This is a genomic window from Shinella sp. 838 (assembly GCF_029623935.1).
In the GTDB taxonomy this organism is placed as follows: Bacteria; Pseudomonadota; Alphaproteobacteria; order Rhizobiales; family Rhizobiaceae; genus Shinella.
In genome coordinates this window covers 71,782-85,098 of the sequence record NZ_JARSBQ010000007.1, presented here as the reverse complement: position 1 = coordinate 85,098, position 13,317 = coordinate 71,782, and the positions used below count along the sequence as shown (strand labels likewise).

Genomic DNA, 13,317 nt, shown 5'->3' with positions numbered 1-13,317 from the left:
GCAAGCCCCGAAATCTGAGCGGGCGACTGCGCCTTGAAGTCGTGTGAGCACTGCCTATTGCATCGATTGGAAATGCCTGGTCCAGGCGGCAGAGTAATGGGGGGTCACGAAAGAACTCAGCTTAATGCCCACATCCCGGCAAGTGCCAGCAAAAGAAACACTGCCCACTGGGGCATTTCCCGATGCTTTTGCCGCTTCCAAACCACAACTACAAAACTCAAGAGGGAAACGGCGCCAGCAATCACGGTGGCAGCAAGCGCGTAAGGACGAAATCCTGAATCGATCGCTGCGGCTGCATAAACCAGGAGAGAAGCGATCAGAACGATTGTGACGATATGCCAGCAGAGATAGAGCGTATAAACTACCTCAGGCGGCAGCTCGCGCGAAGAAAGCAAAGGACGAACGACCTCCGGACCGCCAGCAGCGAGATGGAAAGCGACTAACCCGAGTGATATTCCTGCGGGTAGCAAGAGGGCAGGCGTCACAAGGCTTTCCATATGCGTTTCTCCATATCTTCAGGGTGAGAAGAACGCCTGCCCTGTTTTGTTCCTGCTTTAGCAGGATTCCTGCAGCTACAGTTGAGCCGTTCGTTGGCCTGCGAGCGTGGCATCCGGGTTTCTGCCGCATGCCACACTCTGACCCGCTAAACCTATAGGGAAGCTGAGAGGGCTGATGGCGTTCTACAGATCAAGCGCGGCCGCATCAATGTGCTGTGCCTCCAGGTCGCAACACTGCCTATAGCTTCTCGAGATCGGCCAGGAGCATTTCATACATGGCGACCCGACGCTTCGCCTCGGCAATAGCATCGCTCTCGATTTCGTACGCCGCCGTCTGCTCCGTGCCGATGCCACGAATGCCGTTTTGCTGTAGGTCGAGTATCGATTGCTCGTTTTTTATCATCCGGCGGAGGCGAGCGCGAACATCCATACTGAAATCCCTTAAGAGCCAAAGCCTTCGCCACTTCACCCGCCTGGGACCGGGAAGCGGGGCTCCAGTGCGTCAGTGCGGCTTGTGATTGCGCCCAACCTTCCCCCCATGCCAACCAAAGAGCAACACCCCCCCGGCAAGCTCGGTTCTCTCAATCCAGCCGTGTCGGAGCTCGCCCAAGCTCCGTAGGGGAAAGGCTTATCGACTGCCAGCGATGTAGAGAAATTATTTGGGGGAAGCAGGTACATTAAGTTTTCGTTAATCAAGCGGGTTCACCGTTCTGGTTGCATTTGCAGATATTCTTGCAACGCTGGAGCGGACGGATATGCAGAACGCAAGGCAGGAAATTGGGCATCTTCTCACAATGGCGAAACTTTTGGCCGTACAGCAGGAGAACGCCCTGCTGTGTTACTTCATAAGCATGGCGATAGAAGAGAACCGCACATCCGGGGAGCCTATCGAACGGCACAAAGTCAAGCTAGGTACCGCTTGATCTTGTAGAGCGCCGACTTTACCACGGGCGGCAAGAATACCATGGGCCTATGGCATATCGGTAGCGCCCGCCCTATGTCGTCTCCCTAACCCGCCCTCGTATCCTCCAGAGAAACCATACCGGAAAACCGACCTCAACCAAGAGGATCGCGGCCAGTACCACCAAGTAGTGGGGGTCAAAATGGGCCAGCAGCAGCACGAGAGGTATAGCAGAAGCCATCCCTGCCATGAGGGTCCAGAGAGAGCGGCGCCCCTAGGGAACGATTGGCACCAAGCGCCTGGGTTGATAGGGGTTCGTTTCGAACCACGGCTCCAAGCCGTTCTCAGGTATCCATTCGAAGATGTCCTTCATGCACGCCGTGCCTAGCTATTCGATACGTCGTACCCTTGGGCCCACCATCACTGAATGATGCATGTCCCCGGCCAATCGCTGCATTGACGCCCGGCGCAGCTCGCAAGTGATGTGGTGGCAATCAAGATGCAGGCGACGGCAATAATGCTCCTCAATGTGTCATCCCCTTGCGCCTGGCAATATATTCGGCATTCAACAGGTCAACCAGGCTATCGGCTTGCTCTACTCCCAGCCCGTCTTGCGGCTCCCCGTTTACCTCCGCCGTCATCCCCGTGAAAATGTCATAGACCGCCCACAGGCCCGTGCCGTCCTTGCGAATGGCGTAGCGGTTTTCCGATGCCCTCTTCATCCGGGCAAAGTGCCATGGCTCGGCAGAGAGTCAAGATTGATTCCTGCTGTGACAATCGCGGGAGAACGACGACGCGCGCCCGCCCGAGAAACAACCTGAAACCACAAACGAGATTGATGAAGCGCTAGCATGGCACGACGGCGATGGGTGGGCGGCAATTGCAACCCTGCTTGCTGATTGTGCCCATCTCCGCTGGCAGCTGGCATGCGCAGCCAGAGCGTGATTGACGGCGGCGATACGCCCTCGGTTGCGCGTGTCGCTAGGGGAACCATGCTGTCACTGCGGGGGAAGGATATATCGCGGCTCCTGGGTCACGGGCGATTCAAAAGCCTATACGATCTTCCGGCACATCCTGCCGAATTGCGTCGGCCCGCTGATCTTCCGCGGAATGGGTGAAATGACGCCCCTGCCTCTTGACGTCACCGAAGGAACATAGTGTGCAATCTGCAATGCAGACAGGCAGGCATGGCAGGTTCGGACACGGAATGAGCGCGCTTAATACTCCTCAAGCTGGCGGTGTCGATTCAGGCTATGCTTGGCTGCGGCTGGCGCTTACACTTGTTCTCGGCACTGTCGCCTGTGTCGGCAACTGGTCCGTCGTGGTGGTGCTGCCCACCCTCCAGCTGGAATTCGATACGCTGCGTGGCGGTGCCTCCTTGCCCTATACATCCACCATGCTCGGTTTCGCCCTGGGCGGTGTGGCGATGGGGCGGCTTGCCGATCGGGTGGGCATCGTGGCGCCTGTGCTGATTGGCGCTGCTCTGTTGGGCGTCGGCTATGTGGCGGCGGCCTTCACCAACAATATCTGGCAGTTCGCCGCGATTTCCGCCGTGATCGGCCTCGGCTCCGCTGCCGGTTTCTCGCCGCTGATCTCCGACCTTTCCCACTGGTTTTGCAAGCGGCGGGCGCTCGCCGTCACCTTCGCCGCTTCGGGCAGCTATCTTTCCGGTGCCGTTTGGCCGCTGCTCATCGAGCATTTTCAGGCAACGCAGGGCTGGCGCGCCACCCATATCGGCATCGGTCTGTTCATCCCTCTGGTCATGGTGCCGATCGGTCTTTTGCTCAAGCGACGCCTGGAGACCGCTGCCTTTGCAGAGGCGGAGGCTGCGACCGAAACGGCGCGCAGCGAACTCGGCCTCAAGCCGAACGTGCTGCAGGGCATTCTCGTCGTCGCGGGCTTTGCCTGCTGTATGGCGATGTCGATGCCGCAGGTCCATATCGTCGCCTATTGTGGTGACCTCGGCTATGGCGTTGCCGTCGGCACGCAGATCGTTTCACTAATGCTCGGCCTCGGTGTCGTCAGCCGCCTTGCCTCCGGCGTGGTCGCGGACCGGATCGGCGCCGGCCCGATGCTCATCCTCGGCTCCTCCATGCAAGCCGTGGCGCTGCTGCTCTACCTGTTTTTCAACAGCCAATCCTCGCTGTATGTGATCTCCGGGCTGTTCGGGCTCTTCCAGGGCGGGATCGTGCCGATGTATGCGGTGATCATTCGACAGTTCCTGCCGCCGCGCGAAGCGGGTGTCCGCATCAGCCTGGTGCTGATGGCGACGGTGCTCGGCATGGCCTGCGGAGGGCTTGCCGCAGGCTACATCTTCGACGCGACCGGATCCTACCGCCTGGCCTTCCTGCATGGCTTCCTCTGGAACATCGTGAACCTTGTTCTTGTGAGCGGGCTGATCCTCTGGCCAAAACTGCGGCAACGGAGGAAGTTTGGCTAGGGCGCGGTGGCGTCCCAATGCCAAAAAACGTGCGAAAAAGCACCTTGAAAAACATGACAAATAAAGGCAAATTTTCTGCAACACTTTCTCATCCACTCCTACAACGCTGCAGCTATTCTTGCCTATATCGGTGCCCAAGATTGAAATCGTCATGGATCGGCTCCTCTTCCTTCAACGACGGATCATCATACTCGATGTCCTCGGAAGGGCGGGCCATCCCGTAATCAACATCCGACCTCCTTCAAGAAATTGCCGCCCAACTTAGCAAGATTGGCGACCGCCTGCCTTTGCACGCGACAGCTTACTGTTTGATAGCGGCAGACATTCATTCGACGGATTGCCGTCCGCGGTCTCTACGACTGCAAGCGATCCTGGATGCTGCCCGGTAACAACAGAGCGCGCCTTCCACGGCGTTGTTGTGCCACCAGGTCGGGCCTATCGGCCTACACAGCGAGGGCGCCCACGCCGGCGCGGAGTGTCCCCGGGTCACCGTTTTCGACACCGTAGAGAATGTCGAGGAGCGGGAACGTCATTCGATAGAACCGTATGCGGTCCTTTGCTGCCTTGTCCAACGGGAAGGGATCAAGCACTCGATCGACGAACCGGTCACCAAATCCCGCCGCGAGGCTGGCGAAATCGTAAGCCGGATCACCGGGACCGCAACCCGAAAAGTCGATCACCCCTGAAAGCCTGCCGTGCTCTACGAGTATGTTGCCACTCCCGAAATCTCCGTGAATGATGCAACGTGGAAGGTCGTCGCAGGTCGTCAGGAAATCGGAAAAGCTCTTTCTCAGACCGGTGGCCACCTTCGGCGGAAGCAGCGGGAAAGCGGTCGCTTCGCATTGAGAAAGAAGCCGACCCCATTCCGATGACAGCGCCTCGGCCGGCTGCACCTCAAGGTGTGCTATCGGAATAGAATGTAGCGCACCCAGAAACGCAGCAAGGTCCGCCGCCAAGGCCCCCTGCGCGCGTTCCGTCAGCCCCGACAGATCCGCCAGCGGCTCCCCAATGATCTTGGGGTGCAGCGAAACAAGCTGGCCATCGATGCTGTGGAGTGCGAGGTCCGGAACTGGCACGGGAAGGCGCGGCCGTAGCGCACGAAGCGCCGCCGCTTCGCGCACCAGATCGCGCTCGGCGCCCGCATGACGCGGCAATCGGAGAATCTTTCTGTCCAATTCATAGGCGATGGAGTTCTGTCCTGAGCCGATTGGGACAGTCTGTAGCTCGGATCGCAAGCCAAGTTCCTCGACGATCTTTTTGAGAAGAGTCGCACTGCGGGTGTCGTCGGCTTCCCCGTCAACGGAAGCGGGCGCGGTCGATGCTCCAGATTCATCCTTCATGCGTTCGTCCCGGTTGATCTCGGTCCACTCCTCCCACGTGCAAGCCCGTTTGTCACGATCGCCACAGGCGTGGCCACCGTATTGACACTTCCACCTGGCGCAATGGCAGGGAAACAATTGTTGCTGGCGTCGCAGATAAAGCCGGTAAGGCTTGGGCCGATCAGCGTGCCGATCGCGACGCTCGTGTAAACGTCGCGGCGACAACGACCCATCCGTAGAAGACGCCCTGGCGCTGGTGGTGAGCGTTCATGATCGTTCCTCGCCCTCAACCATTTCCTGGGTGTCGCTGGTACCAAGCCGTATGCTCCTGGAAGGTCGCTCCGGCGCGCAGCAGGGTCAATTCCTGGAGCAGACCGGCCAGCAATTGAAGGCCGATCGGCATCCCGTCCTTCGCGACACCGGCAGGGAAAGTCAGCGCCGGATGGCCGCTCATATCGAGGGGCAGTATAGCGCTGCAGTCTGGCGATCAGATCCGGCTGCTCACCAAGAGTCGCGATGACGGCGAGCGTCAGCGGAGCGAATGGTTGAACCGGGGTCAGGATCAGATCGACCGTCGCAAACAGAGCTTCGACGTCACGGCAGAAAATCGCGCGCCGCAGAAGGATCTGCTGATACTCAGCCTGCGAGACGGATTTGCCCATTTCAATGACGCCGGCAAGGATAGGTCCGTACAAGTCTTTGTTCGCAGCAAAGTCCTGCTCGTGAACGGCTGCCGCCTCCACAGCGCAGTTAGGCACCCAATCGGCAACGGCCTGGCTCACGTCCGTGAGCCTGATATCGACCATGTGCGCGCCAAGATCGGAAAAAACGTCCGAGGCAGCGGCGCGAGCGGCCTGTGTCTGAGGTTCCACGTCCTTGTTGTTCCACTGTGGATCAAAGCCTATCCGCAGACCGCTGATCCCGCCGCGCGAAGCGGAAGCGAAATCCGGCACTGGCTGGGCCGCCGCCGTCGGGTCCCTCGGATCACTTCCTGCAATGGCGGCCAGAATGATCCCCGCATCCATGGCGCTTCGCTCAGACCACTGCGCAATAATCAAGATTGACAATTCGTACGCTCGGCTGATTGGAATCGGCCCGATGCTTGCTGATAGCGGAGTGCGATTTCGCGCCTGGTGGGCGCAATCCCACAAGGTCTTGCCGCGGAGACCTACCCGTCGCTCAACGTGACCTGCATGTTTCGATCTTGTATCGAGAAAGCTGGTGGTGACGAGCGAGGTCAATCTCAAGCGAAAATAGGCCGCCCCGCAGGAGCGGCCATGGTCAGCGATCAAGCCGCAGCCGCGGTGCGGGTATCGAAGTCGGTCGTCCATTGTAGCGAGGGCCGCGTGCCGCACCGCTCGATCCAGGCCTTGACCACATCGCTGTCCGGCGTCGCCGCGGGGTACCAGGCAAAGGGCGATTGCAACAACAGATCGACAGCTGTGTATCGGTCCCCCATCAGATAGGGGCTATCCTTGAGCGCGCCTTCAAGATGCTTCGCCAGCTCCGCTGGGCCTCGGAATGTAAAATCCAGATAGGGATGTGAAAGCCCGGCAGCGTGCGTGATCAGCACCGGCTCAACGACGCCGGCATACCAGGCGAGCCAGCTCAGATACCGGCCGCGCTGTGGGTCGCCAGCAACTGGTGCCAGCTTCGTTTCCGGGAAGAGATCTGTCAGGTACTGTATGATCGCGATGCTCTCCCAGATGACGACGCCGTCATGCACGAGCAGCGGCACCTTGCCTTCCGGATGCGGGTTCTTCGGATCCTTGCGGCCGCTGCCATCGCCGCGCGTGATATCGACGATCTCGATCGCCACCTTGTCGAGGGCGTTGAGTTCGCGAAGCAGGGTGATGATGCGCGAAGAGCGCGAGCGCGGGGCGTGAAAGAGTGTCAGCATAATCTGGATCCTCGGTTGCGTTTGCGAATGCCGATCTTATACAGTCGGCCAACTGCCAGTTTTCGTCAGTAGGCTTCCTCTATCCTCCAAAGTCATGGCTCGTAGTGATCGTCTGTTCCGCCTGCTCCAGGCGCTGCGCACTCTCCCCTCTCCGGTAACGGCCGCCCGCCTTGCCGACGAGACCGGCGTGTCGCTGCGCTCGCTCTACCGCGACATCGACAGCCTGCGCGCTGCAGGCGCCGTCATCGATGGCGAGCGCGGTTTCGGCTACCGGCTGACGGAGGACATCGCCTTGCCGCCACAAACATTCACACGGCTTGAACTCGAAGCCCTGGTGCTCGGCCTTGCCGAGGTGCGGCACATGGGCGAGCCAGATCTCGCGGCCGCAGCAGGTGCCGTGCTTTCGAAGATAACGGCGACACTGCCCGACAGGCTGCAGCGCCAGGCATTGCATGCCGCTTCACAGGTCTATCGCTTCGAGCGCCGGGACCCGCCTGTCGCCAATGTCGGCCTTCTGCGCGAAGCCTGCTGGCTGGAGCGTGCGGTGGTGATCGCCTATGTGGACGCGGACCAGCAGCGGACGGACCGAAAGATACTGCCGCTGGCGATCGTCTATTTGGAGCGGGTGTTGGTGCTGCTTGCCTGGTGCTGCCTCAGGCAGGGTTTTCGCAAGTTCCGCATCGACCGCGTCGCCGATATCCGCATGACAGAGGAGAGTTTCCGTCCACGCAGGGTGCCCATGCTTCGGGACTTTGTCGCGTCTCTGAACGCAGGCGCGCCTGAGACTTCGAGGATGACGTTGAACGGCCAATAGGCAAAACGACGACGCGGCCCGTGTTGCAGTGTGTAAATAGGAGCCGGCAATCCAATCAGTTGGCAGCGCCTGGGTGTAAAGACATTGCTCGGTTAAGCCGATAGCGCTAAGCGCACACGCGTGTCGCGGCCGGCTTTTTCCGCCATCCGGATCTCATACGCTTTGCCCCAGTGCGACATGACCGCAACGGCCTGGTTTAAGCTGCGGCCGAAATCGGTCGTAGAATATTCCACCCGTTGGACCTTACCTGGAAAAACTTGCCGGCAGATGAGATCGTCCGCTTCCATTTCCCGAAGCTGTTGCGCAAGCATCTTCTCGCTGACACCAGGCAGGATTCTTCTAAGCTCGCCGAAACGGCGCGGTGCCATAGTGATCTCCCAGAGTATCTCCATTTTCCATTTTCCACCGATCACATTGAGCGCGCTTGCGAAACCGCAGTCGTCATCAGGTAAGCGCTTCATCCATATCTCCCTACTTCAAAGTAACCAGTTACTCGAAAGTGCGTAATTTACCAGGTCCTTCGGGCCAGCCTATCAAGCAACACTATTTGAAGATGGAGCTTGAATTCAATGACTACAATAGGCTTCCTCGGCGCTGGCCGAATGGGGACGGCGCTTGTCGCGGCACTGTGCAGGACCGGGCGCACAGTCCATGTCTGGAACAGAACGGCGGAAAAAGCCCAAGCCCTGGCGGCATTCGGAGCACGGCCGGAGCGCACACCAGAAGCCGCTGTCGCGGCCGCGGATATCGTTATGGTCAATTTGTTGGACTACGTCGCAAGCGACGCTTTGTTTCAACGGCCAGAGGTCACCGAAGCCCTTAAAGGCCGGCTGCTGGTGCAACTCACCTCCGGTTCGCCCAAGACAGCGCGTGACACCGGTGCGTGGGCGACGGTCAAAGGGATCGACTATCTCGATGGAGCGATCATGGCGACTCCTGACTTCATCGGTGGAGTGGAAACTCAAATCCTCTACAGCGGCGCGCGCGACCGCTACGAAAAATACGAAGCCGTGTTTGCGGCGCTAGGCGGCAAGTCCGCTTTCGTCGGCGAGGACTTCGGTGTCGCATCGGCACTCGATGGCGCCCTCCTTGCGCAATTGTGGGGCACGTTGTTCGGCACGCTTCAAGCGACGACCATCGCTCGGGCCGAGGGCATCGCGTTGGACGACTACGCCGCCTCTCTCAAACTCTTCCGCCCGGTGATCGACGGCGCCGAAGTGGACTTGCTCAGTCGGGTGCGAGACGGCCGCGACCGGGGCGATGAGGCAACTCTAGCAACAATTGCAGCTCACAATACCGCGTTCCAACATCTGAGACACATTGTTGCGGAACGTGGCCTGAACCCGGCGATCACAGATGCGTTCGATAGCTACTTTGCTGCAGCGATAGCAAACGGGCACGGCAACGACGACTTCGCAATGCTCGCAAGCTACATGGTTTCGCAATGACAGCTGCAGATTCCGGAACGGAGACGCACACCGCCACGTGTACTTGCGGCAGTTTCCGGTTGAAAGTTCGGGGAGCGCCGGAGCGGGTCTATGCCTGTGCATGCCTGGAGTGCCAGAAGGCAACCGGGTCGGCGTTTGCCTATCGCGCCCTCTACAGCAAACAGGCGATTGTCTTTGACGAAGGCGACAAGCGCCGGTTTCGGCGCATCACGGACACCGGCAGGTGGATGGACCAAGTGTTCTGCCCGAACTGCGGAACACTCATCTACATGGAAGCCGAGGTCATTGAAGACAAGCGCGTGATCTCAATCGGCTGTTTTGGTGAACCAGATTTCCCGCGACCTGCCTCGATCTTCTGGTCTAGGCGTCGTCATGACTGGTATCAGCTCGATGAAGACATCGTCGCTATCGACTAGGCTCGATACTCAATTTGGGTTGCTGATGATGTGAGTGTCTGATTCCCTGTGATCCGGATGTTTTCGGATGGCAAGGAAGCGGGACGTTTATTGGTTTTGGGATGCGGAGTGGGAGGCGATCCAACCGCATCTGCCGAGCGGCCGGCGTGGAGCGCGATGAGTGGATGACCGCCGGGAAATCTCGGGAAACATGCACATGTTGCGCTCTGGCGGACGCTGGAAGGACTGTCCAGTGGTCTATGGACCCTGCACCACGATCTACAATCGCTGGAACCGATGGAGCCGCCAGGGTGTGCGGGAGCGGATCTTCTACGCCCTGACCGGATCGAGCGGCGTGTTCACCGGCTCGGTGAATTCAACGCACATCAAGGCCCATCGCTCGGCAGCGGGCGCAAAAGGGGGCTTGTCATCACGCCATTGGCACTTCGCGCGGTGGGCGCACGACCAAAATCCACGCGCTGAGCGATGATTGCGGCCGCCCCGTCGCCTTCGCCCTGACACCCGGGAACGCCCACGATCTCGCCGGCACCAAGGCGCTGCTCGCCATCCGCTGCCCCAGCCACAAGCTGCTGGCCGACCGCGCCTATGATGCAGCAAGCCTACGCGACTGGCTCGCCGAGCGGGGAACCGGGCCCGTCATTCCACCCAATCCGACCCGCAAGAACCCGCACGCCTAAGACCGCGACGCCTATCGCGGCCGAAATCGCATCGAGCGCATGTTCTGCCGTCTGAAGGACTTCCGCCGCATCGCCACACACTACGACAAACGCGCCGACATCTTCCTGTCAGCCGTCTGTATCGCTGCCGCTATCACTTGGTGGACCCGCAATTGAGGCTCGACCCTAGAACGGCGCATGATGCGCTTGTAGTCAGCGCGGCAATGCCAACGTTTCGTTTTCGCCCACGGTCAGATCGCCAATTTCTTCAACTTTCATCGCAAACATCGGACGGCCGCCGATCACCGCCAGCTTCGCCCCCATACCATCTCTACCGGGCGCGCAACAGCGTGGTCGATCGCTGCCTGAGTCTCGGTATGCAAATTCTCGCTGCGACTGCGTCTAATTAAGGCGACGCTACCCGTAGCGGAGTTCGGTACAATCTGCCGCGAGTTGGAAGGTGCAGTGGAACGGATACTCGGTATTCCAACGTGTCGAGAATAATTAATTAACATATAAACTCTATCCATCGTGGAAACGGCATACTTTGATATTATACTTTAGATGTTCCCATGGCTGAGCTGTTAGACAAGGATGCGCTATCCAATGCGCCCGGCTCCTGTTGGATGACCGCGGAGGCAATTTTCCACCATCCGGATTTCCCTGCCGTCGACAGACAACTTGCCGCTCACCTCATCAAAATTCATCGGGAGACGCCCCGCTTGGCGCGCCTTAAGGCTTCTCACCGAAAGTGGTTCATGACGCAATCCATGTACGCCCTGTGCATGCAGAGGGCGACAGGCAATGATGCCGTCGGGCTTCATGCAAGCCGCTTTATCGAGTCGGTTACGTCGATCGGAGTTGCGAGCCGGAACACCGCGGATGCCTTTCTCAAGGAGTTGCTCGCCTACAAGTTTCTGCAGGAAATTCCTTCGCGGCATGACAGGCGGATACGAAGCCTTGGGACAACCCCGGCAAGCGACGCGGCCATGCGCGGCTGGTTCATGGGGCACATGAGTGGGCTGGACCGAATGGATGGCGGCAACCGAGTCGCTGACTGTGCGGAAAATCCGCTGATCTTCCGCACTGCGCAGCCACACGCGGCCGCAGCGCTGATCGCCAATCCTATTTGGCGTTACCCGCCTGATAGTATCAGCCATTTCCTTGCCTCGGAATTCGGCGGGATGATTATCCACGAGTTCATGTTCGAGATCTCGGATTTTACGGCCGTAGATGGCAGAGTGGTCGTTGGTCCCGTCAATGTTCATTCGTTGGCGATGCAGTATGGGATCTCCGCCACCAACATCAAACGAATGTTCAAACGGGCACAGGAGCAAGCTTGCCTCGGCTGGGAAGGGCGCCGTGGGCACAAGGTCCTTTGGCTCTCCCGACATTTCCTCGAAGACTATTTGTGGTGGCAGGCGCAAAAGTTCTCGGCTCTCGATGAGGCCTTTCATTTTTCTTTGGCAACGGTGCCGACTGTGGGGTCAGGCGGGCGATCGCAGTGAGGCTGTGCGAGAGGACGGAGGCCGCGGCCGACCGGCTTGTAATGGAAGAGCGGATCAATACTCCCAGATTTGGCCCTTGAATGTGAGGGGTGCATCTTCGCCCGCGCACTCGACTGCTTTAATCGCGTGGGGAACATTGTCTCGGAGCAGGGTGGATGAGTGCACTGGATGAGGGGCTTTTCCGCAAGGAAGCGCTGGAGCGGAATTTTTCGCCTGAGCGCTTGGAAGAGGCGGTGCGTATCAACACCACCGCCGGTCGGGTCGGACTTTTTGCCATGCTTCTGCTTTTCCTCCTGTTCGCAGTGTGGGGCCTTGTCGGGCGTATTCCCGCTCGCGTCGAGGGCCAGGGCATCCTGCTGTTGGCGGGCGGACAGATCATAGACGCTGCGGCGCTAGTGTCGGGGACGCTTGTGACGACTGCAAGTCGCGTCGGTGAAGCTGTTGCGGCTGACGCCGTGCTCGCTCGTATCGATCAGCCGGATGTGCGCCTGAGTTTTGAGGCGGCGTCGCAGCGGGTGGAGCGGTTGCGGGACAACCTGAAAGCGGTGGAAGAGAATGAGGATCGGGTGCTTGCCGCGCGAAAGGCGAACGCTGGAGCTCTCCGTGCTGCCTATCGGGAGAAGATGGTGGATTCCGTCCGGCGGCGCGACACCTACCTCGCCCAACTTACCCGGCAGGAGAAGCTGGCGAGTGCGGGGGCCGTCACGACCACGAAACTGCAGCAAACCCGGGAAGCGGTGGAAGAGGCCAATCAAGCCTTGTCCTCGACGCGTGCAGCCCTTCTTGAACTTGATGCTGCGTTGATCACAGCTCATGCTGAGAGATTGCGGCGATTGCAGGATTTGCGGCAGGATTTGTTGCGAGAGACCGCCGACCGCGACCAATTGCGCCAAAAGCTGGATGATTTCGGTAAAGTGGTCGCTCCTGCTGGGGGCCGATTGATCGAATGGAAGGCTCCTTCAGGGGCGCAGGTGGCGGCCGGAACACCCGTTGCGAGCGTCGCCACAGGTACCGGCCCGCTTCAGATGCAACTCTATCTGCCGCCCGCGAGCGGCAAGCGCGTGCGGCAGGGAATGCCTGTCAATATCGAGATCGCCGGCCTCCCGCGCGAGCAATGGGGTACGCTCCAGGGCACTGTGGTTTCCGTTTCGGACTTTCCGGCAACCCGTGAGGGCATGTTTGCAACTTTGCGCAACGACGGACTAGTTTCGCGCTTTTCGGCAAAAGGAACGCCCTTCGTGGCGGTTGTCGAGCTGGCGGCAGATCCAGACACGCCCGGAGGCTATCTCTGGCGCGGCGGCCATGGCCCGGACGAGCCGCCGGGGCAAGGGGCAATCGGCACGGGCAAGGTGACGATCGAGGAACGCGCGCCCATCGATTTTCTCCTGCCGTTCCTGCGCACGTTGACTGGGACCTGA

At 59.6% G+C, this 13,317-nt stretch carries 13 protein-coding genes and 2 pseudogenes; 8 read left to right on the top strand and 7 right to left on the bottom strand.

The genetic code is table 11. The features are described from left to right. Positions 1–116: 116 nt before the first annotated feature. The 3 genes from P9A16_RS20490 to P9A16_RS20480 all read right to left on the bottom strand — a co-directional run bounded on the left by P9A16_RS20490 (position 117) and on the right by P9A16_RS20480 (position 2,120). Positions 117–497, bottom strand: coding sequence for a hypothetical protein (locus P9A16_RS20490; RefSeq protein WP_023517537.1), 381 nt, complete (start codon positions 495–497; stop codon positions 117–119). Positions 498–735: 238 nt separating this feature from the next. Further along, positions 736–927, bottom strand: a complete 192-nt coding sequence (locus tag P9A16_RS20485; protein WP_024270992.1) for a hypothetical protein — start codon at positions 925–927, stop codon at positions 736–738. 995 nt (positions 928–1,922) lie between these two features. Continuing rightward, a complete protein-coding gene (locus tag P9A16_RS20480) occupies positions 1,923–2,120 on the bottom strand; it encodes a hypothetical protein (RefSeq protein WP_023517037.1) in 198 nt (65 codons plus the stop codon). Positions 2,121–2,605: 485 nt separating this feature from the next. Here P9A16_RS20480 and P9A16_RS20475 point away from each other — a divergent pair, with 485 nt between their 5' ends. Continuing rightward, the gene (locus P9A16_RS20475; RefSeq protein ID WP_023517038.1) at positions 2,606–3,838 is read left to right on the top strand and encodes an MFS transporter; all 1,233 of its coding nucleotides are present in this window, start codon (positions 2,606–2,608) and stop codon (positions 3,836–3,838) included. A gap of 443 nt (positions 3,839–4,281) precedes the next feature. Here the strand turns inward: P9A16_RS20475 and P9A16_RS20470 are convergent, their stop codons facing one another. The 3 genes from P9A16_RS20470 to P9A16_RS20460 all read right to left on the bottom strand — a co-directional run bounded on the left by P9A16_RS20470 (position 4,282) and on the right by P9A16_RS20460 (position 7,057). Continuing rightward, positions 4,282–5,178: a phosphotransferase family protein gene (locus P9A16_RS20470; protein WP_024270995.1), complete on the bottom strand. Its 897-nt coding sequence runs from the start codon at positions 5,176–5,178 to the stop codon at positions 4,282–4,284. Continuing rightward, entirely contained in the window at positions 5,175–6,182 is a 1,008-nt protein-coding gene (locus tag P9A16_RS20465) for an amidase family protein (RefSeq protein ID WP_024270996.1), read from the bottom strand. Before P9A16_RS20465 ends, P9A16_RS20470 begins: the two co-directional genes overlap by 4 nt. Before the next feature lie 263 nt (positions 6,183–6,445). Beyond that, positions 6,446–7,057, bottom strand: coding sequence for a glutathione S-transferase family protein (locus P9A16_RS20460; RefSeq protein ID WP_024270997.1), 612 nt, complete (start codon positions 7,055–7,057; stop codon positions 6,446–6,448). Between the two features lie 94 nt (positions 7,058–7,151). Between P9A16_RS20460 and P9A16_RS20455 the strand changes: the two genes are divergently transcribed. Next, positions 7,152–7,871 (top strand): helix-turn-helix transcriptional regulator, encoded by a 720-nt coding sequence (locus tag P9A16_RS20455; protein WP_024270998.1) that lies wholly within the window; start codon positions 7,152–7,154, stop codon positions 7,869–7,871. 92 nt (positions 7,872–7,963) lie between these two features. On the opposite strand, the gene P9A16_RS20450 is transcribed toward P9A16_RS20455, so the two are convergent. Beyond that, the gene (locus P9A16_RS20450) at positions 7,964–8,332 is read right to left on the bottom strand and encodes a winged helix-turn-helix transcriptional regulator (protein WP_024270999.1); all 369 of its coding nucleotides are present in this window, start codon (positions 8,330–8,332) and stop codon (positions 7,964–7,966) included. A 108-nt stretch (positions 8,333–8,440) separates the two neighbouring features. Here P9A16_RS20450 and P9A16_RS20445 point away from each other — a divergent pair, with 108 nt between their 5' ends. From P9A16_RS20445 to P9A16_RS20420, 6 genes and pseudogenes are all read left to right on the top strand, one after another. After that, on the top strand, positions 8,441–9,319 hold the full coding sequence (locus tag P9A16_RS20445; protein WP_024271000.1) for an NAD(P)-dependent oxidoreductase: 879 nt from the start codon (positions 8,441–8,443) through the stop codon (positions 9,317–9,319). Further along, positions 9,316–9,735, top strand: coding sequence for a GFA family protein (locus P9A16_RS20440; protein ID WP_024271001.1), 420 nt, complete (start codon positions 9,316–9,318; stop codon positions 9,733–9,735). Before P9A16_RS20445 ends, P9A16_RS20440 begins: the two co-directional genes overlap by 4 nt. Before the next feature lie 67 nt (positions 9,736–9,802). Further along, positions 9,803–10,568 (top strand): annotated as a pseudogene (locus P9A16_RS20435) (IS5 family transposase). A gap of 12 nt (positions 10,569–10,580) precedes the next feature. Further along, positions 10,581–10,760, top strand: a pseudogene (locus tag P9A16_RS20430) (IS6 family transposase); the annotation flags it as partial. A 203-nt stretch (positions 10,761–10,963) separates the two neighbouring features. Further along, on the top strand, positions 10,964–11,899 hold the full coding sequence (locus tag P9A16_RS20425) for a hypothetical protein (protein ID WP_024271002.1): 936 nt from the start codon (positions 10,964–10,966) through the stop codon (positions 11,897–11,899). 155 nt (positions 11,900–12,054) lie between these two features. Then, a complete protein-coding gene (locus P9A16_RS20420; protein WP_023515202.1) occupies positions 12,055–13,317 on the top strand; it encodes an NHLP bacteriocin system secretion protein in 1,263 nt (420 codons plus the stop codon).